General features: G+C 41.0%; 21 protein-coding genes. 10 read left to right on the top strand and 11 right to left on the bottom strand.

Features of this window, described 5'->3' with window-relative positions; all coding sequences use genetic code 11:
• Nucleotides 1-153: 153 nt before the first annotated feature.
• The 9 genes from ACQ86K_RS13285 to ACQ86K_RS13245 all read right to left on the bottom strand — a co-directional run bounded on the left by ACQ86K_RS13285 (nucleotide 154) and on the right by ACQ86K_RS13245 (nucleotide 7,464).
• Nucleotides 154-696, bottom strand: coding sequence for a DUF4231 domain-containing protein (locus ACQ86K_RS13285; RefSeq protein ID WP_431200527.1), 543 nt, complete (start codon nucleotides 694-696; stop codon nucleotides 154-156).
• A 48-nt stretch (nucleotides 697-744) separates the two neighbouring features.
• Nucleotides 745-1,608 (bottom strand): tetratricopeptide repeat protein, encoded by an 864-nt coding sequence (locus ACQ86K_RS13280; protein ID WP_431200526.1) that lies wholly within the window; start codon nucleotides 1,606-1,608, stop codon nucleotides 745-747.
• 2 nt (nucleotides 1,609-1,610) lie between these two features.
• Nucleotides 1,611-2,702 (bottom strand): hypothetical protein, encoded by a 1,092-nt coding sequence (locus ACQ86K_RS13275; RefSeq protein WP_431200525.1) that lies wholly within the window; start codon nucleotides 2,700-2,702, stop codon nucleotides 1,611-1,613.
• Nucleotides 2,703-2,770: 68 nt separating this feature from the next.
• The gene (locus ACQ86K_RS13270) at nucleotides 2,771-3,088 is read right to left on the bottom strand and encodes a hypothetical protein (protein ID WP_431200524.1); all 318 of its coding nucleotides are present in this window, start codon (nucleotides 3,086-3,088) and stop codon (nucleotides 2,771-2,773) included.
• 89 nt (nucleotides 3,089-3,177) lie between these two features.
• Nucleotides 3,178-3,471 carry a hypothetical protein gene (locus ACQ86K_RS13265; RefSeq protein WP_431200848.1) on the bottom strand — a complete coding sequence of 98 codons (294 nt, stop codon included), beginning with the start codon at nucleotides 3,469-3,471 and terminating at the stop codon, nucleotides 3,178-3,180.
• A gap of 20 nt (nucleotides 3,472-3,491) precedes the next feature.
• Nucleotides 3,492-4,808 carry a hypothetical protein gene (locus ACQ86K_RS13260; RefSeq protein ID WP_431200523.1) on the bottom strand — a complete coding sequence of 439 codons (1,317 nt, stop codon included), beginning with the start codon at nucleotides 4,806-4,808 and terminating at the stop codon, nucleotides 3,492-3,494.
• A complete protein-coding gene (locus tag ACQ86K_RS13255) occupies nucleotides 4,808-5,767 on the bottom strand; it encodes a hypothetical protein (RefSeq protein WP_431200522.1) in 960 nt (319 codons plus the stop codon). The genes ACQ86K_RS13260 and ACQ86K_RS13255 overlap by 1 nt, the downstream gene beginning before the upstream one ends.
• Before the next feature lie 17 nt (nucleotides 5,768-5,784).
• Nucleotides 5,785-6,201, bottom strand: a complete 417-nt coding sequence (locus ACQ86K_RS13250) for a toll/interleukin-1 receptor domain-containing protein (protein WP_431200521.1) — start codon at nucleotides 6,199-6,201, stop codon at nucleotides 5,785-5,787.
• A gap of 960 nt (nucleotides 6,202-7,161) precedes the next feature.
• Nucleotides 7,162-7,464 carry a restriction endonuclease gene (locus ACQ86K_RS13245; protein WP_176844508.1) on the bottom strand — a complete coding sequence of 101 codons (303 nt, stop codon included), beginning with the start codon at nucleotides 7,462-7,464 and terminating at the stop codon, nucleotides 7,162-7,164.
• A 341-nt stretch (nucleotides 7,465-7,805) separates the two neighbouring features.
• Between ACQ86K_RS13245 and ACQ86K_RS13240 the strand changes: the two genes are divergently transcribed.
• From ACQ86K_RS13240 to ACQ86K_RS13220, 5 genes are all read left to right on the top strand, one after another.
• Nucleotides 7,806-8,033 (top strand): hypothetical protein, encoded by a 228-nt coding sequence (locus ACQ86K_RS13240; protein ID WP_091170896.1) that lies wholly within the window; start codon nucleotides 7,806-7,808, stop codon nucleotides 8,031-8,033.
• A gap of 103 nt (nucleotides 8,034-8,136) precedes the next feature.
• On the top strand, nucleotides 8,137-8,361 hold the full coding sequence (locus ACQ86K_RS13235; RefSeq protein ID WP_090525766.1) for a CDGSH iron-sulfur domain-containing protein: 225 nt from the start codon (nucleotides 8,137-8,139) through the stop codon (nucleotides 8,359-8,361).
• 94 nt (nucleotides 8,362-8,455) lie between these two features.
• Entirely contained in the window at nucleotides 8,456-9,268 is an 813-nt protein-coding gene (locus tag ACQ86K_RS13230; protein ID WP_091170893.1) for a tRNA pseudouridine synthase A, read from the top strand.
• Between the two features lie 408 nt (nucleotides 9,269-9,676).
• Complete coding sequence (locus tag ACQ86K_RS13225; protein WP_431200520.1) at nucleotides 9,677-10,228, top strand: DEAD/DEAH box helicase; 552 nt, start codon at nucleotides 9,677-9,679, stop codon at nucleotides 10,226-10,228.
• The gene (locus ACQ86K_RS13220) at nucleotides 10,165-10,926 is read left to right on the top strand and encodes a helicase-related protein (protein ID WP_431200519.1); all 762 of its coding nucleotides are present in this window, start codon (nucleotides 10,165-10,167) and stop codon (nucleotides 10,924-10,926) included. Before ACQ86K_RS13225 ends, ACQ86K_RS13220 begins: the two co-directional genes overlap by 64 nt.
• Before the next feature lie 172 nt (nucleotides 10,927-11,098).
• On the opposite strand, the gene ACQ86K_RS13215 is transcribed toward ACQ86K_RS13220, so the two are convergent.
• Nucleotides 11,099-11,311 (bottom strand): VF530 family DNA-binding protein, encoded by a 213-nt coding sequence (locus tag ACQ86K_RS13215; protein ID WP_091170888.1) that lies wholly within the window; start codon nucleotides 11,309-11,311, stop codon nucleotides 11,099-11,101.
• A gap of 173 nt (nucleotides 11,312-11,484) precedes the next feature.
• Between ACQ86K_RS13215 and ACQ86K_RS13210 the strand changes: the two genes are divergently transcribed.
• Genes ACQ86K_RS13210 through ACQ86K_RS13195 form a run of 4 tightly spaced genes read left to right on the top strand, consistent with a single transcriptional unit; the run spans nucleotide 11,485 to nucleotide 15,787 of the window.
• Nucleotides 11,485-11,805, top strand: coding sequence for a ligand-binding sensor domain-containing protein (locus ACQ86K_RS13210; protein WP_431200518.1), 321 nt, complete (start codon nucleotides 11,485-11,487; stop codon nucleotides 11,803-11,805).
• 2 nt (nucleotides 11,806-11,807) lie between these two features.
• Nucleotides 11,808-11,993, top strand: a complete 186-nt coding sequence (locus ACQ86K_RS13205) for a hypothetical protein (protein WP_431200517.1) — start codon at nucleotides 11,808-11,810, stop codon at nucleotides 11,991-11,993.
• The gene (locus ACQ86K_RS13200) at nucleotides 11,947-15,615 is read left to right on the top strand and encodes a two-component regulator propeller domain-containing protein (RefSeq protein WP_431200516.1); all 3,669 of its coding nucleotides are present in this window, start codon (nucleotides 11,947-11,949) and stop codon (nucleotides 15,613-15,615) included. Before ACQ86K_RS13205 ends, ACQ86K_RS13200 begins: the two co-directional genes overlap by 47 nt.
• Before the next feature lie 19 nt (nucleotides 15,616-15,634).
• A complete protein-coding gene (locus ACQ86K_RS13195; RefSeq protein ID WP_431200515.1) occupies nucleotides 15,635-15,787 on the top strand; it encodes a hypothetical protein in 153 nt (50 codons plus the stop codon).
• A 19-nt stretch (nucleotides 15,788-15,806) separates the two neighbouring features.
• Here the strand turns inward: ACQ86K_RS13195 and ACQ86K_RS13190 are convergent, their stop codons facing one another.
• Entirely contained in the window at nucleotides 15,807-16,295 is a 489-nt protein-coding gene (locus ACQ86K_RS13190; protein ID WP_091170883.1) for a hypothetical protein, read from the bottom strand.
• 343 nt (nucleotides 16,296-16,638) lie between these two features.
• Here ACQ86K_RS13190 and ACQ86K_RS13185 point away from each other — a divergent pair, with 343 nt between their 5' ends.
• Nucleotides 16,639-18,138, top strand: a complete 1,500-nt coding sequence (locus ACQ86K_RS13185; protein ID WP_091170879.1) for a malate:quinone oxidoreductase — start codon at nucleotides 16,639-16,641, stop codon at nucleotides 18,136-18,138.
• Nucleotides 18,139-18,145 lie beyond the last annotated feature (7 nt).

The following is an 18,145-nucleotide window of genomic DNA, read 5'->3' as shown; positions in this document are numbered from 1 at the left end:
TTTAAGCGTTTTCAGCGGATCCTATAAATCATTCACTCCGCAAACTTTTCTCTGGGTTGGTCAACGCAGCTTTTATAGCCTGAAAAATGATAGTGAACAGGGTGATCACGATTGCCGCTATCCAGGATGCGATAAATACCCCTGGGCCAATACTCACGCGGTAAGCATATTTTTCGAGCGAATTTTCCAGGAAGTAGAGTGTAAGCGGCGAAGCAATGAAGCAGCTATTCTATTTTTTTCGGTTTGCATTTTCGCCGGTGGCCATAAATCGTGCTCTGAACTTAGTATTGCTTCAACCCGCGTAACAAATAAACCTTCCTTATTTTGATCGGGCTTGGCGTAAGGCCCCAGGTTAAAATTGTAATAATGGATCTCCGGTTTGAGCTGTTCGTAAGTGGTACGTGCTGTTACCCAAAGTTCCTGATAATTGAAGGTTTTTAATGCGGTAGTGAGAATGGCAACCGCACTCGATATAATCAATGTCAGGATAGTCCAATCAACGCCCAGTCCACTGCCAGGGGCGGCGTTACCTCCTAATTTTAACGCCGTAAATACCGGAGTCAATAACGACAGAATTATCAGAGTCCACTGAAAATTCCTGTAGAGACGATGGTTTTTAGCCGAGGTTGTCTTGTAATACTCCATTTGATGACGATACCTGTCTTCAACATACTTTTGAAAATCATTCTGTTCCATAATGGCAGATAAATGGCATAAGCTTTTGCTTTTTTAAAAGCACTATGCCTATGGGTTGGCGTTTAAAATTTCTTTAATCTTCAATACGGCGGGTTCTTTTCCGGTAATAACTTTCGTTTGTTGCATTTTCTCAAAATCATCCAGGAAACTCACCTTAATTGTCTGACTCCGGTACAAAACATCCTTATAATTCCGGTATAATAGTTCTGCCTCTGTATAATTTCCCTGTAGCAGATTGCCAAGCGCAAGGTTAGTGTAGATCCAAGTTTCACCGGGACCGAGCTCCAGTCCCTTTTTTGCTGCAGCAATTGCAGCAGTGTAATCCCGTTCAAAAATTTTGTAGAAAGAAAGCGAACCATATGAAACAGACAATAATCGTTGCGCTTCTGCATCATTGGGAGTGAGAGCCAGGTATTCGTTATAAAGTTTTATATTCTCCGCTGAAAGTTTAGCTTTTTCGCTGTAAACAGAAAGGTCAACTTCTGGCATCTCGGCAATCATTTGATTATTAACCATGGCGAGTTGCCATAGCTCATATCGCCGTTGGCTGGTGTGGTTTATTTGTAACGCATGCGTTAACAAAGCTTTGACCTTGATAAGGGTATCCATCGGCATCTCATTGTACGAATCCGGTGTATGCGGAAAAAAATAAATAACCGACTTTCTGATCAATCTAACATTGTTAGAATGCATGATGTAATCATAAGAAAGCAGGCCACTTTCAAGCTTTTCTTCCTCTGATTGTTTAAGAAAGCCCTTTAATCGGCCAAAACTTTCGTTTATATCAGCCCTCGAATTGTTACGTGTATTCCAAAGACTCACAAGCCCGTCGTTGTCGGTCATCACTGCAGTTATATCATCAATAAATTTCGCGTCTTTAATTGGTGTATTCCCATTGCTGAACCTCTTCATTTTTATATCCGGATAGATTTTTTCCTTGCATAACTACGCGTCATCTGGTTTGCAGACATATTATGTAATAAGGAATCGTCAGCCGACTCAATCAAAAAAGTGCCTCTTCTTGATAATACTATAGCCTTTTTCCAATCGGCAGAAAGCATAATCTTATCAATTTTTGAGCTGTTATAGCCCTGGTCTAAACCATTGCCGGGCAAAGGCCAGGTAACGACATTTAAAACTCTCCCATCAAACTTTGTCAGGTATATGCTATTTCCCCATACTACTAATAAATTATCGCTGTTCGGAGTAAAACTTACATAGTTTGTCCCCTTGAGGTAATAATTATTTCTTAAAGTAAGCTTTACCATATTATTAATATCCCATGCCTCGTCATACTCTGAGGTTTGAATCAACAACTTTAAGCCATCGGGCGATACTGTTAAACCTTTGATATTCTGTTTAGCTGTAAGGAATTTTCCCTTCATCCTGCCAAATCCGGGGCCCGTTTTTAATTGATCCAGATTCCAGAGCGTAACCGAATCCCGCAGGGAAGTAATAAGCTGTTTTCCGTCTGGAGTAAAAACTGCATATGCAGGTGATGGAATAGTATCTAATAAAGATTCACGACCTTTATCCCAATAAATCAAATTGCCCCGGTCAAGTGCAAGCAACCCGTTGTTGTTTATCGAAATGTATGCTTTCCATCCAAGGGATCCCCCTTTGATCCGGTAAGCCTGACGTAGCTCAATCATTTTGCCAACCGGATCATAACGAAGGGAGAACAGGGAGTCGCTGCCGATAGCATAAAAACCATCGGTTCCGGCGGGCGAAATTTTAAGATTTTCGTCATCTCCCACGTTCAGGATATTATCGGGAAAAAGATTGGTTTCGAAAATAGTCCTGATGATTTGACTCAGGTAAATGTTTTCTGAATGCATGTTCCACAAAGTGTCTGCCATTCTCAGTCCCAAAATAGCATTGGCTGGTATCGTATCAAATGCTATCGCAGCCCTGTTCAGAAGTTGAAGTTTATTATTGTCAATATATTTTTCTACATCTACCGTTCCAGAACGTTCCAGCTTTCCTTTTAACACATTACCCAACATATCGCCCTTGAGCTTGTCACTTAGTCCACTTACCTTATAAAAATGTTCCTTTTGAAGCGCGTTGATGGTTAGTTGTAGTTCAATCGCTTTTTTTGACTCGCCACTTCTTTTGAAACTTTGCGAAGCGAATTAGTAAGTGAATCATTATGTTTTAGTTGCAATTGAAGGCCAGCCTGGCTTTTTATGAGCTCGTTGTTAACAAGTGTGGTCTGTTCCAAATATTTGTCTGCCCTGATCTTTGCGTTTTGAGCTATTCGGGCACTTTTTTGCGCTTCTACAAGGTTTTTGTTCGCCTCTGCCTTTTGCCGGTTTGCCTCTGCCTTTTGCTGAATAGCCCATGCTGCGACTATCAATGTCAGTACTAAACCGAAAGAAAGTATAAACATTAAAATCTTCCTGTTCCTTTCCCGTTCCTGCCTCCTGACTTCTGCCTCAATCTCTAATTTTTGCTCCTCTGTTTCCTGATCCTCCTTTCTTATGCTATAATCCAGGAAGGCAAGATTCTTTTCTTTAAGAAACTCATGATCAGGTTCAGCACCCCTTCTTGCGGGGTTTGATGGTAACGTGAAGCCCATGCTGCCGTAATTTTTATCTTCTCCACCAGCTCTTTCAGTTCACGTAGTAATACACCCTTTATAACATCCGAAGGATCGTGTTCATAAAGCTCTCTTCTTTCATTAAGCCTGGTATAAAGTTTTCCGTTCGCGGTTTCTTCGTTGATCCAGGTACGGAGTTCAACCCAGTTTCGCATCAGGCTTTCATGTGAGATGTCGATAACAAGCTCCGGATTTAATGGCGTAGAGGGGGCGGCATCAGAAAAGAAGTATCTGTTGCCCTGAAATACGCAATTACGGCATTTATTTCTTCCTCATTTGCAGGGAGCGGTTTGCATAGGTCATATATTTTACCGAGTGGAAGCGGCCGACGGCCCCCTTTTTGTCCGCCCTTACTTTGGTCAGTAATGGCCTGGAAAATCAGTTTAGCAATCTGCTGCTTTTTTGAAAGCTTTGCTTGGTTGTCTTTATCACCTAACTCCCGGAATTTATCGCTTGCATGGCGCGATAAAGATTCCTCCATTCCGCCAACGGCCTTGTAATCGTCATATACAATCTCTCCGTTAATTGATCTATCAGATGATTGCCGATACGTTCGCATTAGCGCATGCTGCAAAATTGGCAGTTGATCAAGGTTATCTTTTAGCTTATTTTCTTCAATCTTGTTGATCAGTAATTCAATAAGCCCGGATGCTATGCTCTTTTCCGCCAGCAAAAGCGGACCTTCTATTACTTCCTTCAATTGTGGCCGGTCAAGTTGCGGCACAAGATACTGGCTCCGGTTAATAGCCTCAGGTAAGCCCTGAAAACGGACACAATCGCCAAGAAATTCCGACCGCATGGTGGTAATTACGTAAACAGGATCATCTTTAGTTGTGGCAGCTTTCAGCAACAGGTTTACAAACTGGGTCTGATGCCCGTCCATCAGCCCGCTTTTTGCTGTAAAACGAAATAATTCTTCAAATTGATCAATAATTACAAGCAGGTTTCGTTTTTTTCCTTCTTTTTTGCCCTCATTAAGCAATCTGGCAACATCCAACAATCCATAAATGGATCTAAGTAATTGTGGGTAGATCTCCCTGAAATCGTGCTCGATCACTTCTTTGCTCCTTGAACTGCTTCGTATACTGGCCAACGCGATAGCAAGGTTTTCTATAGGATCAGCTCCGGGCCGGCAAATAGCTACGTCCCATCTGTTGCTTGTACCATGCAGATAACCACCGAAGAGTTGCGGAATGAGGCCGGCCCGCACCAAAGATGATTTACCCGTACCCGAACTACCAATAACCGCAAGGAATTTATTGTTTTGAAGCCGCCTGATCAGTTCCTCGGCCTGCCCGCCCCTGCCTTTGAAAAGCTGAAATTCAGATGTGCGGTAAGGCCGCAGGCCGGGAAAAGGATTTTTCTTTATTTCGGCAGGGGTCAGTAATCGGATATGATTACCATCTTCCTGCAAGTCCAGGTAAAATTCATCCAATTGATAACACATGCCAGACAATCCCGCGCCGTTATCTACTGCTGATACCTTTGGTGATTGATTTGGGTTGTTCATTACTTCGGTGCAAAAAGTCCGTTGATAAAACCTTCAAGTTCAAAATCTATTCTGTCTTTGCCTTTTATAATATGATTAAAAGCATTCTTGCTTACATCCCGGTCATATTTTAAATCAATATCAGGATCATCTATGCACAGCATTTTCTGTTGATTGCCTTTGGCGTCTATAAGCATTGACTGCCTTATAACAAACCACTCCGGGTTCGACTGCCCGTAATACAAACAAATCCCCTCGCTTTCTTGTGCTTCCGCGCGATCTTTTTCAAATGGAATGCCTGGTATGCTGAAATTAATGAGGATCCGTTTGTCGGTTTCCATCATGTTTTTAAGTTTAATACGCAGCATGCTGTTATGGTCTTTTTCAAAATCATAAAACATGTATACCTTTTTGTGCGGAGCAAAATCATGTCGCATCGCTTTTATCCTGGCCTCCTTCTCGGCATTCTTATCTTCAATCATCCGAAAAATCGTTTCAAAATTATTTCCAAGTACGGTGGGGTGCATCAACAGCTTTTCATCCAGTTCCTGGCTAACAAGCGGGTTGGGCAACCAAAGGATATTGCTAAAAAAAGCGGCCTGCTTTTCGTGTGTTATAGCAAGGTTATATTGCAATAAATCAAACCCTTCATCCAATTCATCGGCGGTCATCATGATATGAATAGCAAAGGCACATTCCTTTATCAGCTTAAGCATGCGGTCGCTTCTTTCGGTTTCTGGTAACTTTTCAATCGCTTCCCAATCTTTAATACCGGGAACAATTTCATAAGGCCAGTTTTCATATTGTTTGCGCCCCATAACTACATAAAGAAACTCTTTCCGCTTTTCCCGTCCGCTAAAAGAATCGGGAATGGACAGAAACACCTTACGGTTATCGCTCAGCATCGCAATATCTTTTGCCGCCCGGCTTTGTTCATCCTGCTGATCGATTGACTTACGAATCTGCAGATCTGTAAGCATTTCGCCCGCAATTTCATTTATTTTTTTACGATCTGAACGTATTCCCTGTCTGCAGCATCGCCCAATGTAGATAGAAAACGTTTATTGTCTGGCAGTCCCTGGAGCCTGGTTATCTGAGGATAGGGCTCAAGAAAACAATCTTTTACAAAAATCGGCACCACCCTTGTTTTTTTCTTATCCAGGTTTTCCAATGCGGTATTTAGCTCAACGTTATTAATATACCTGGAGTTTAAGAAAGTTTGAGTGATTAAAAGCAGCACGATATGTGCTTCATCAAGCCTGTTTTTTATCTCGGCATCCCATTCTGCTCCAGGCTCTATTTTTCCATCGTCCCATATTCTGATGTTGGGGCAATTCCTGTCTGAAAGAAAAGTCCTTAGCTGTTTGAGATGCCTTTCATCCTCGTGCGAATATGAAATAAAGAGATTAATCATAGCGGGTAATGTTAAAGCACTGGCTGATAAATAGTAACAGATGGTTTGTCTAAATAATTTATAAACATAGCATATATAACTATAGTTAAATCCATAAATAATTTTATCGCAACCTATTCAAATATGGCACTGCATAATCCGAATCGCAAGCGTATTTATACTGAGTTTAGCGCGTATTAATACGTTTTTACTGCAAAAAGGTGTTATTCGGCTACCACTGGCAAATTTAGGGTGTTCTAAATCCCTTAATCGTCAATTAAAAATGGAATAATGTGTGCACACAAGCGATTTGATTATTTAAAGGTGATCTATTAGGTGACCTCTAATTGTAAAAAACACAAGGCATTGATTTACAGCGGAAGTTAAATACGTTATTGTTCCCTAACTCTCCGCGAAAAGAAAAAGTTCAGTAGTACCTTAAATTACTGAAGGAGTTTATTTTTTTATAAGGCTGTTTCTTTGGAGCAGCCTTTTTCTTTTGATGATACGGTGATGACATTGACCATAGTCTTAATCTTTTCTTTCGAAAATCGTAGTCCGATGACCCAACTTAAAAAAAGCAACTGGTGTCGAGAAGGTAATTAAGCAGGTGATTATTATTTCAACTTTAATTTCAAATTTTCAGTTTGTTTAATTGTGGTGTCAGGTTTAAGGCTATTGGAAACGTAAGGCTCCAAAATAATTTTGACAACTGCTCCATTTTCTAAAATATCGGTTCTTGCGGTACCGCTATTATCTTTAAGTTGTTCTGAAATATTAAATGTTGTAAATTTTTTTGATTGGGGTACAACATTTCTCGGCTTGGTGATATAATTTCAACGATTAGTGCAAAGGCTAATTCGTCCGCCTGACCCTTTTAAAAGTATCCTGATCAACTGTAGTGTCTTCCTAGTTGTCCCCATTCATTATCAGTCAAATCACGGACAGTTAAAATATCAATATTTTTATAATTCGCTTATTCTACCGCACCTTACTGAAAGCCCTTAGTTGTAAAAATACGCCCTTTGAGGCATTCAGATCCTCCATTGATGGAGCCAACACATCTATGCGGGCACGGCCTACCCTATGCTTCCAGCTTTTATATTCAATGATTGTTTTATAGGTACGCAGTTTCGTCTTATGAATTACTCGTACATCTATTTGCCGGAACGCGTTCGATTTACCTATTTCTTCTACGTTATGATCTACTATTACTTCATCGTTATCTTTATATAATTCAGCAACAAACAACTCAAATTGGTTCCAATCAATACGTTTTTTCAAAAAGTCTGTTGCAATTACTCTTTTGTATTAATTACCTGATTATTTACTACCCTTACAATGGTACTATGTGATTGCCGATCTTCGTCTAAATAGGATATTTTTAAAGTAAGCCTTTTAATTTTTCAGGTATATGAAAAGCCATTATGCGGTCTGCTTCCGTGTGAACATTCTCTACAAATTGTCGGTACCCCGCATTTAATTCAATGCTGTTAAAGGGTTGAAAATTGTTAATTTCTGTTAGCTGCCCTAATTCAGAAAAATAAACATCGCCGATACTTTCATTTTGTCATTTATGGCTGATGTTTCATTGCAGAGCGGTAAACAAATATTAGTTTTGGGTAATGATTGCAGACCCGCTAAGCGTTTCCATTTTTGAGATGAGGCTGGAAGAAATCCATCGCCGCGATCCTATGCTAAGATATGATATTAGCATTCGCGATTTTATTGCCTTATTCCCGCTTAAAATAAAAGACGGAAAACCTCTGAAACCCGAGCAGCCTGCTTCCTTTGCCTTAGACAGGGATGTGTTTTTGCAGGTACTCGTAGCGTTTAACCAGTCATTCAACTAATTAATCCGCACTCCGTTGTTTCATCCAATCAGGAACACTTCTAAATAACAAATAAACAATTTTGGCGGCTTGTCAAGTTTTAACTTTGGCCAAAATTTAACACATGGAGAAAACTAAACTTACCATTAATAATAACGGTTCGGTTAAAATAGAAGGCGATTTTGAAATTGTTGATATGCAGGGCAACGCTTACGGTTTACAGGGCCGTACTGTAGTTTCTATTTGCCGTTGCGGCTTATCGGCAAACAAACCATTTTGCGATGGTTCGCACAAAGGTCATTTTGAACATAACGCTATCGCCTTTGATCTTCCGCCCAAAAAAGTGTAAACAATTGTTTTAATATACATAAAGCCCGGTGTTTAATTACATTGGGCTTTTGTTTTGTACACGATTTTTAAAATAATCTGCATTTTTGAAAACTATGCTTAAATCAACAAAGCGGCACTTTTTTCATATCGGTTATCATGGCGCAAGATATTCGGGCTGGCAAAAACTTTCTAAAGCAATTACAGTGCAGGAGGTAATTGAAACGGCCCTCTCTAAAATACTAAAACAACCTGTTGCCATTAACGGTTGCGGCCGTACAGATGCTAAGGTACATGCAAGTCAGTATTTTTTTCACGCAGATATTCCTGACAGTTTAGATTTCGACCTGTTATTTCGCCTTAACAAACTGCTGCCGGATGATATTGCTGTATTTGATATTATCCCGATGCAGGGCGATCCGCATGCCCGTTTTGATGGCGTGATCCGTACCTATGATTATTTCATCCATAATTATAAAGACCCATTTCTTAGTAATTTCAGTTCACTTTATCCGGATCAGGATCTTGATTTGGATGCAATGAAAAAGGCTGTTTCCATCCTGCCTCATTACACCGACTTCCGCGCCTTGTGCAAAACGCCCAACAGGATTGAGCACACTATTTGCCACGTAAAATCTACAGGGCTTTATATCGACGGCAATGGAAGCAAGCTCAGATTTAACATTACCGCCAATCGTTTTTTATATAAGATGATCAGGATCACCGTTGGTCGCCTGCTTGAAATTGGCAAAGGACAGATGAGCACAGATGAATTTGAGTTTTATATTGCCAACAAACAAACACCCAAAATCATTATTCCGGCACACCCCCAGGGCTTGTATCTTTCAAAAGTAACTTATCGTTACCTTGATCTTGAACCGCGGTCGGCATTTTCACTGCTCAACAGTACAGACTGGTACCCCCTATAACATTTATTTGCCATGACAAACGTATGTAAATGGGGGTTAACAGGGTTAACACTTTTTAAAAGTTACATTTTCAAATAACTTATATTCAGATACTTAAATAAAATCAAGGGTTACACTAAACTGATATTCTTGAGCTCTTAAACATGTCCGAATGTTTGTGCTGGTTATCGGCAAAAGCGGGTACAGATGAAACCAGTAACATTAACCGCGATCAGGCCATAAAACAAGTATCATTTGATGCTGATTGCTCACCAACATCATAACCTTATTTTGTTAGCAATCTTATAACAAGTCGTCGCCGCTAAATATTTAGATGCAGTTCCCCTGCCTTATCTGCTGATTTTTAAAAATATGACGCGTTAATTTGGTACTTTTGCACCCTCATTTTAACTTTTAATAAGTATCCTGATGGCGTGGTCTGATAAATTGAAGCTTAACAAACAATTATTGCGTTCGGTAAATGAAGCCGGTTTTGCAAACCCTAAAGAGCTTCAGCTTAAAACAATCAACCGCATAATTGGCGGGCAGGATATTATCGCCATAGGCCCCGAAGGCAGCGGGAAGACCACCACTTATGTATTAGGTGTATTAAACCGCTTTAACTATGCTCCCGAAGGTGTTCCGCGTGTATTGGTGCTTGTACCCGAAAAAGAACAGGTGTTTGCTGTTATAGAACAGTTTGACAGGCTTAACAAAAATAAATCTATCCGCATAGTTGGCCTGTACGTCACTCCTGGCTTTGAAAGCCAGATGGATGAGCTTGCCGACGGTGCCGACATTGTTGTAGCCACTCCCGACAGGGCGAGGGCCATCTATCTTAAACTGGCCTTAAATTTAAATAAGGTTGATTTGCTGGTGATAGATGATGCCGACCAGATTGTAAAAAAGATTTGCAATTGCCGGTTGTTGAACTGGCTAACAGTATTGACAAGGGCCAACACCTGGTGTTTACCGAGGTGATGCACGCCAAACTCGAAAAAATGCTTGATCCGTTCATGAGGCAACCGGCTACAATTGAGGTTGATGAACTGGGCGAAACGGCTATTGAAACCCATGAGCAGCTTTTATATAACGTACCAAACTTTGGCACCAAGCTAAACCTGCTCAATTTATTCATGTACGATGAAGAACTGTTTACTAAAACCATTGTATTCGTAAACACCCAAACAACTGCTGAGAAGCTTTTTCAAAGCCTTAAAAGCCGTTTACGTACCGGTGTAGCATATTTAAACCCTAAGTTTTTCGACTCAAAGGGGTTCAAAACCATTCAAGAGTTTAAAGCCGAAGCGGGTGCAAGAATCCTGATCGTGACTAACGAAAATGACGAAAACCTTAACCTGAGCGGTATCCCCTTCCTGATCCATTTTGATTTGCCTACAGATAATGAACTGTTTATTAGCCGTGTGGCAAATCCTAATCCGGACGATAAGGAAGAAACGCTGGCCATGACCTTTGCTACTGATATCGAGTTGAGCCAGGTAAAAAAGATTGAGCAGATGATAGGGAATAAAATCCCAGTAGCCGAGCTGCCGGATGACCTGGTGATAGTAACCGAGTCGAAGCCTAAAAAAGCGGATGCTAAGGAAGATGTTAAACCCGCAGGTGTTGGTGAAGCTTTCCACGAAAAAAAGCATCAAATGCTAAAACTTATAATTTAAGTGCCGGTACCAAGGCTAAAATGAATAAAAAGAAAAAACACGGGTAGTTATATCCCAATGTCATTCAAAACTTGTTTCGGCACCCCATAAGCCAGATAGCCAATTTGCTCAGCATGGTTGCTTAGCGAGTGAGGTGTTAAAACAAGTTAACATGACTTTCTTTTTATAAGTATCACACTATCTCCAAATACAACTCTTCTACCTTTTTCCTTGCCCAATCGGTTTTTCTCAAAAACTTGAGACTTGATTTTATACTTGGATCATCGTTAAAACAATTGATCCGGATCCGTGTGCCCAGTTCTTTCCAGCCAAAGTGAGCTACCAATTCATTAAGGATCATCTCAAGTGTTTTGCCATGTAACGGGTTATTGGGCTGTTGCTGCATATGGCAAAAGTAAATGTTTGTTTTGTTAAAATGGTATAACAAAATTTGTTACCATCTCGTTTAAATAGTAAATGATATTAGCTGATATTTAATAAACGGTAAATTTTATTAAATTTAATGCAGCCAATCATGCACGGTTAAACCACTTCTTCAATTTGCCCAGAAATATTTTAATGAATAGCTATAAGTGTTATCTTGTTTTATTGTTGCAAGCTATTTCGTTATGCGTGTTCTCGCAAAACCGTCCTATTCATTTTCAGCATATCGGCAGTCGCGAGGGGCTTTCTGAGTTAAACATCAATTGCATTATGCAGGACAGCCGCGGCTTTATATGGGTGGGCACGCGCGACGGTCTTAACCGTTATGACGGTAACAAATTCAAAGTTTTTAAAAACATCGTTAACGATACTAACAGTATCAGCAACAGCTTTGTTCAGGATGTAATTGAGGACAAAAACGGAAACCTGTGGATCTCGACCAGCGGTGGGGGTTAAACATGTACGACCGAAAACTTGATCGTTTTATCCATTATCGCCATAACCGAAACAATACCAATTCAATTGCGAGCGATCTTTTAGTTAAGATAGCGCTCGATAAAAGCGGCAACCTGTGGGTCTCGAATCAAAAAGAAGGTCTTGATCAGTTTAATATCGCGAAAAAAGTTTACCCATTACCGGTATAATGCAGCCGATGCAACCGGTTTAAGTGATAACAATGTCCGTACAGTTTATGTAGACAGTCAAAATAAGGTATGGGTGGGTACAACCTACGGCGGACTAAATCTTTATAAGCCTCAAAGCGGTGATTTTACCCGCTTTGTTCATGATGAAAGCATCTCTTCTTCTATATCAGCCAACAAGGTCAATGCTATCTTGGAAGATAGCGATCATCGTTTATGGGTTGGGCTAAGTGATGGGGGCCTTAATTTGTTTAATCCGGCAACCCAAACTTTTACCCATTATAAGAATGATCCGCACGATAATAATTCCCTTTCGTACAACACGGTACAATGCATGGTAGAAGACAGTAATCATAACTTGTGGATAGGTACGGAAAACGGCGGGTTAAGTATTTTTAATTATGCCGAAGGAAAATTTAACAACCATTTTGAGGATGATGTAGATAACAGCAGCATTGCTAATAACTCGGTAGATGTAATCCTGAAAGATAAGAGCGGGAATATATGGATCGCTGCATTTGCATCAGGCCTTAACTTTTATAAAAAAACAAGCGAAAACTTCATACATTACAAGCACGGCGCCCAGCCAAATAGTCTGTCAAATAACTTTGTATTAAGTATTTACGAAGACAAAAATAACAACATATGGCAAGGCACAGATGGCGGCGGCCTCAATCTTTTCAACCCGGAGAAGGGTGAGTTTAAGGTTTATAAAAACAACAAAAACGACAATGCCAGTGTTTGCGGAAACTATGTTTTGGCTATACAGGAAGATGCGAAAAATAACCTATGGATTGGCACCTGGGGCGATGGGGTAAGTATGATGAACCCGCAAACCCGCAGGTTCAGGACATTTAAACATAATCCGGACGATAGTACAAGTATAGGCGGGAATAACATTTATGCCATCACTAAAACACTTGATGGAAAACTATGGTTTGGCACGCTTGGGACAGGGCTTGATTTATTTGACCCTAAAGCCAACAGGTTTATTCATTACCGTCACGATCCCGGCAACCCCAAAAGCATAAGCAGTGATAATATCAATTCGCTGCTTGGCGATTCGAAAGGTAACCTTTGGGTGGGCACTAATGATGGAGGCGTAAACCTGTATGATGCTGCAACTGATTCATTTAAACCGGTACAATACGAAAAACTGAACAGTGCGGTAGGCAACAACACCGCGCTCGACCTTTTTGAAGATCACCTGGGTAATATCTGGATCTGCACTTACGGCGGTATCTATCGCTTAAATCCTGCTACCGGTAAGGTTACAAATTTTAAAGCAAAGGATGGCCTTCCCAATGATTACGCGTACGCGGTTGAAGAAGATAACAGCGGTAATTTATGGATCAGTACCAATAAAGGCATTTCCAAATACAATCCTAAAACTAACCAATTCAGGAATTTTACCATTGAGGATGGTTTACAGGCCGACGAGTTTAAACCTCACTCGGCTGTAAAAAGTCATGATGGCACCATGTACTTTGGCGGGGTTAACGGGTTTAATATGTTTAATCCTGAAAATATCCATGAAAATATATATAACCCTCCACTGGTACTTACCGATTTTCAGATTTATAACAAATCTATCCGCGTAGCTCAAAACAGCGATGATCCTTCGCCCCTGAAAGAAGATATTTCCGAAACAAAATCAATAACCTTAACGCATGATCAATCGGTTATATCGTTTGAATATGTATCTATGGACTTTGCCCTAAGCAATAAGGGAACGTATGCTTATTTACTCGAAGGCTTTGATAAAACCTGGAATTATGTAGGCAATAAAAACACGGCCACGTATACCAATCTGCCGGCCGGAAATTATGTATTCAGGGTAAAAAGCCGCAGCGCCGATGGCAAATGGTCTATCCGGCAGGTAAGCCTGAATGTTACTGTGCTTCCGCCTTTCTGGCTTACCTGGTGGTTTATCAGTTTGCTGATCGTGCTGATTGTTACGGCCATTTATGCATTTTATCGCTATAAAGTAAATGCTATAGTGAAACAAAAAAACCTGCTTGAAAAGCAGGTTAGCGAACGTACCGCCGAGGTAATGCAACAATCGGAAGAGTTGAAAACACAATCCGAAAATCTGCAGACCTTAAATGCTGAACTCCAAAATCAGTCCGAAGAGTTACAGGCTTTGAACGAAGAACTGCTTTCCCAATCGGAAGAGCTGCAACTGCAAAAAGAACAGGAACGTGAGGCCCGGGAAGAAGCTGATAAAGCTAACCAGGCCAAAAGCATATTTTTAGCTACCATGAGCCATGAGATCAGAACGCCCATGAACGGTGTTATTGGCATGGCCTCACTCCTGGGCGAAACTGAACTGAATGCCGAGCAGCGCGATTATACGGATACCATTATTTCCTGCGGTGATAGTTTGGTAAATGTGATCAATGATATCCTTGATTTCTCCAAAATCGAATCAGGAAAGATGGAAATGGAGCAGGAAGATTTTGACCTGCGCCAGTGTATTGAAGAGGTAATGGATATCTTTTCGCAAAATGCAGCCAAACGCGAACTGGAGCTGGTTTACCAGATTGACCCCGCCCTGCCCCAGCAGGTAATTGGTGATAGTTTGAGATTAAAACAGGTGCTCACTAATTTAACTGGCAATGCACTTAAGTTTACCGAACGCGGCGAAGTATTTATTAAAGTGTTTTTATCCAAAAGTATTGGCGATAAGGAAATTGAAATCGGTTTTAGTGTAATGGATACCGGTATAGGGATCCCGGAGGATAAATTGACAACTTTGTTTAATGCGTTTTCGCAGGTTGATTCATCAACAACGCGAAAGTATGGAGGCACCGGCCTTGGTCTCGTGATCAGCCAGCGTCTGGTAAACTTAATGGGGGGCGAAATATGGGCTGAAAGTATTTATGGAGAAGGCTCTGTTTTTGTATTTACCATAAAAGCCACTATCAGCAACAAACAGTCGAAACATGTACCTATTGTTTTTAATGCCGAAGAGCTTGAGGGCAAAAAGGTGCTTATTATTGATGATAATAAAACAAACCGGTTTATCCTGCAAACGCAGCTCGAACAATGGGGAATCCAAACGGTGGCGGCGGCCTCGGGCAGGCAGGCGCTTGACATCCTTACTGCCAATAACGGATTTAACTTGGTTATAACCGATATGGAAATGCCTGAGATGGATGGCGTAGGATTGGCGCGGGAAATCAAAAGCAATTATGGAGAATTGCCGATAATTATGCTCAGTTCTATAGGCGATGGTTCAAAGAAAAAATATCCGGGCTTATTTTCAACTATTTTAACCAAACCTGTAAAACAATCGCAATTAGGTAAAAGCCTCCAGGCCGAGTTCCAGGGAAAAACACAGGCGCCGGCTCCTGAAGCAAAGCCGGACAAACTGCTTGATGTAAATTTTGCGAAAGATCACCCCCTCAGCATACTTGTGGCTGAAGATAACACGGTTAATCAAAAGCTGATTAGCCGCATGTTGGAGAAGCTGGGCTATAGTTTTGAACTGGCCCATAACGGGCACCAAACGCTCGATAAATTAAAGGCTAATCCAACCTTTGATGTAATTTTCATGGATGTACAAATGCCTGAGATGGATGGCTTTGAGGCAACCCGGCATATCTCGTCAATATGCTTTTAAGCAGCCTTTTATCATCGCTATGACCGCTAATGCCGGCCCCGACGACCGGGATATGTGTATAAGTGAAGGCATGGACGATTATATTGCCAAGCCCATGAAAACCGAAGCATTGATCAATGTTTTAAAGGGCGCTTACAAAATGATGAAGAATGTAAAGGGCAAGTATGTTTAACTGTTGAAGGCAAAGCTAATTATTCTGATGCCACACCCCAGTAACAATTATGGCGGATTTTTTTAAGAATTGCGGGTGTTATGCTTGACACTTCATGCTGATATTTATTCTGGCTATTGAGCAGGTACATGGTACCGCTGGTATTGTTATAAATATATGTGCATAAGCGCGCGTCTTCACCATCTTCATCTTTCTTTACGTCAACTCTTATACCGTTGGTTTTGTTACTCGTGTCTGGTGTTAATGCCGGGGCCGACGCTTTTACCCAGTTAATGGTATAATTTATGTTTTGCGGCGAAACACCGTTGGTGTTTTCTTTGTAGCTTTTACTATCCTGAATAACTGTAAGCAAACATTTTACGCATGGATCGCCCACCGTTGCCTCTCCATATTTTTTGCGCGGATTATTGATCACGCTATTTTTTTTACCTGCAACGGTAACTATTGTTTTTGAAATATCATTTGATAAAGGCTTCGGTTTGTTTTGTTTGCAAGCAAATATGGTCATCGCCAAGGCGCAAAAACAAATACATGGTTTAAACAGAATCATGGTTTATAGATTAGCTCTTAACTTATATACATCATTTTAGCCGTTTTGTGTTATCGTGTTTTGATATACCAAATGCGGTATTAATCTATAAATGGAGTTTAAACAATTTAAACATAGATTTTATTGCATTTAATGGACAGGTAAAGGACAGTTTTTCTATAAAAATTTCTTAAAATTGCCTGATTTATTTTGCCGGGCCGGTTAATTAGCGGCAGGACTTAAACCATCATAACAATTTTAAAAAAACGAGGTTTACCTTGTTATAAATAACACTGCGGCATATGCAGGATATCATAATAAAATGACTAATAGCGGTACAGGTTCAAATTTAACAGTTGATGTGGTTTTAATTGGCGCAGGTATTATGAGCGCCACCCTTGGTGTAATGCTTAAAGAGCTGCAGCCCGATCTGACGATTGAAATTTTTGAACGCCTGGATGTTATCGCTGCCGAAAGTTCGGCCCCGATGAACAATGCAGGTACCGGTCACTCAGCATTTTGTGAATTAAACTACACCCCTCAGCTTCCCGATGGTACCGTTGAAATAAAAAAAGCTATTAAAATTGCCGAGCAGTTTGAAACCAGTAAAGAGTTTTGGGCTTATCTTATTGAACAGGGCCTTTTAAATAACCCGCAAAGTTTTATCCGTAAAGTGCCGCATATGAGCTTTGTTTGGGGTGAAGAAAATGTTGAATATCTAAAAAAACGTCAGCAGGCCCTTACCAAGCATCATTTTTTTAAAGGGATGGAATACTCGGAGGATAAAGCTCAGATAAAGAAATGGATCCCGCTGGTGATGGAAGGCCGCGACCCTGATGAAAAAGTATCGGCAACGTTTATGGATATCGGCACCGACGTAAACTTTGGCAGCCTTACCAGTGCGCTTATAGATGAGCTTAAACAAAAAGGAGGCGTAAACATAAGCCTTAATCATGATGTAAGAGATATTAAACGCAATGCCGACGGTACCTGGAAAATTACGGTAAAAGATAAAAACACTGGCAATAAAAGAAAACTGAATGCTAAATTTGTTTTTGTTGGTGCCGGTGGTGGTGCCTTGCCCTTGTTGCAAAAATCAGGAATTCCGGAAAGTAAGGGCTTTGGCGGCTTCCCGGTAAGCGGCCAGTGGCTGGTATGTAACAACCCCGATGTGGTAAAACAACATGAAGCCAAAGTTTATGGTAAGGCATCGGTTGGTTCGCCGCCAATGTCGGTTCCTCACCTGGATACCCGGATGATCGATGGTAAACGATCTTTACTTTTCGGTCCATATGCAGGTTTTTCAACCCGCTTCCTGAAGAAAGGATCTCTGCTTGATCTTTTTGGTTCTATTAAGTTAAACAATATACTTCCCCTGCTTGCTGTGGGACGCGATAACTGGCCTTTAACCAAATACCTCATATCTCAGGTTATGCAATCGCCTGCCGACAGGCTTAACGCACTTAAGGATTACATGCCAACGGCCAAAGCCGAAGACTGGGATCTGGATATAGCCGGCCAGCGTGTACAGGTTATTAAAAAGGACGCCAAACATACTGGTGTGCTGGAATTTGGCACAGAGGTGGTTACCTCTGCTGATGGCAGTATCTCAGCCTTGTTAGGCGCCTCACCGGGCGCATCTACTTCGGTACCTATTATGATCCAGCTTATCGAACGTTGTTTTAAAAACCACGTCAAAACAGAGGCCTGGCAGCAAAAATTCAGGCAAATGATCCCTTCATATGGCGTGTCATTGGCCAGTAACGAGGCTTTGAGCGATGAAACCAGGGCAAGGACGAGCAAAGTGTTGGGATTGGTTTAAAATTAAC

It is taken from the genome of Mucilaginibacter sp. P19 (assembly GCF_050632265.1).
GTDB classification, from domain to species: Bacteria; Bacteroidota; Bacteroidia; order Sphingobacteriales; family Sphingobacteriaceae; genus Mucilaginibacter; species Mucilaginibacter gossypii.
This window is presented reverse-complemented; position numbering and strand designations above follow the sequence as displayed.

Excerpts from the sequence above, each read along its gene's own strand:
- ACQ86K_RS13275 (WP_431200525.1), bottom strand. The coding sequence starts at position 2,702 with ATGTTGGGTAATGTGTTAAAAGGAAAGCTGGAACGTTCTGGAACGGTA.
- ACQ86K_RS13190 (WP_091170883.1), bottom strand. The coding sequence starts at position 16,295 with ATGACCATATTTGCTTGCAAACAAAACAAACCGAAGCCTTTATCAAAT.
- ACQ86K_RS13230 (WP_091170893.1), top strand. The coding sequence starts at position 8,456 with ATGCTTAAATCAACAAAGCGGCACTTTTTTCATATCGGTTATCATGGC.
- ACQ86K_RS13280 (WP_431200526.1), bottom strand. The coding sequence starts at position 1,608 with ATGAAGAGGTTCAGCAATGGGAATACACCAATTAAAGACGCGAAATTT.
- ACQ86K_RS13225 (WP_431200520.1), top strand. The coding sequence starts at position 9,677 with ATGGCGTGGTCTGATAAATTGAAGCTTAACAAACAATTATTGCGTTCG.
- ACQ86K_RS13235 (WP_090525766.1), top strand. The coding sequence starts at position 8,137 with ATGGAGAAAACTAAACTTACCATTAATAATAACGGTTCGGTTAAAATA.
- ACQ86K_RS13255 (WP_431200522.1), bottom strand. The coding sequence starts at position 5,767 with ATGCTTACAGATCTGCAGATTCGTAAGTCAATCGATCAGCAGGATGAA.
- ACQ86K_RS13195 (WP_431200515.1), top strand. The coding sequence starts at position 15,635 with ATGACCGCTAATGCCGGCCCCGACGACCGGGATATGTGTATAAGTGAA.
- ACQ86K_RS13240 (WP_091170896.1), top strand. The coding sequence starts at position 7,806 with ATGATTGCAGACCCGCTAAGCGTTTCCATTTTTGAGATGAGGCTGGAA.
- ACQ86K_RS13270 (WP_431200524.1), bottom strand. The coding sequence starts at position 3,088 with ATGTTTATACTTTCTTTCGGTTTAGTACTGACATTGATAGTCGCAGCA.
- ACQ86K_RS13210 (WP_431200518.1), top strand. The coding sequence starts at position 11,485 with ATGAATAGCTATAAGTGTTATCTTGTTTTATTGTTGCAAGCTATTTCG.
- ACQ86K_RS13250 (WP_431200521.1), bottom strand. The coding sequence starts at position 6,201 with ATGATTAATCTCTTTATTTCATATTCGCACGAGGATGAAAGGCATCTC.
- ACQ86K_RS13205 (WP_431200517.1), top strand. The coding sequence starts at position 11,808 with ATGTACGACCGAAAACTTGATCGTTTTATCCATTATCGCCATAACCGA.
- ACQ86K_RS13215 (WP_091170888.1), bottom strand. The coding sequence starts at position 11,311 with ATGCAGCAACAGCCCAATAACCCGTTACATGGCAAAACACTTGAGATG.
- ACQ86K_RS13260 (WP_431200523.1), bottom strand. The coding sequence starts at position 4,808 with ATGAACAACCCAAATCAATCACCAAAGGTATCAGCAGTAGATAACGGC.
- ACQ86K_RS13285 (WP_431200527.1), bottom strand. The coding sequence starts at position 696 with ATGGAACAGAATGATTTTCAAAAGTATGTTGAAGACAGGTATCGTCAT.
- ACQ86K_RS13185 (WP_091170879.1), top strand. The coding sequence starts at position 16,639 with ATGACTAATAGCGGTACAGGTTCAAATTTAACAGTTGATGTGGTTTTA.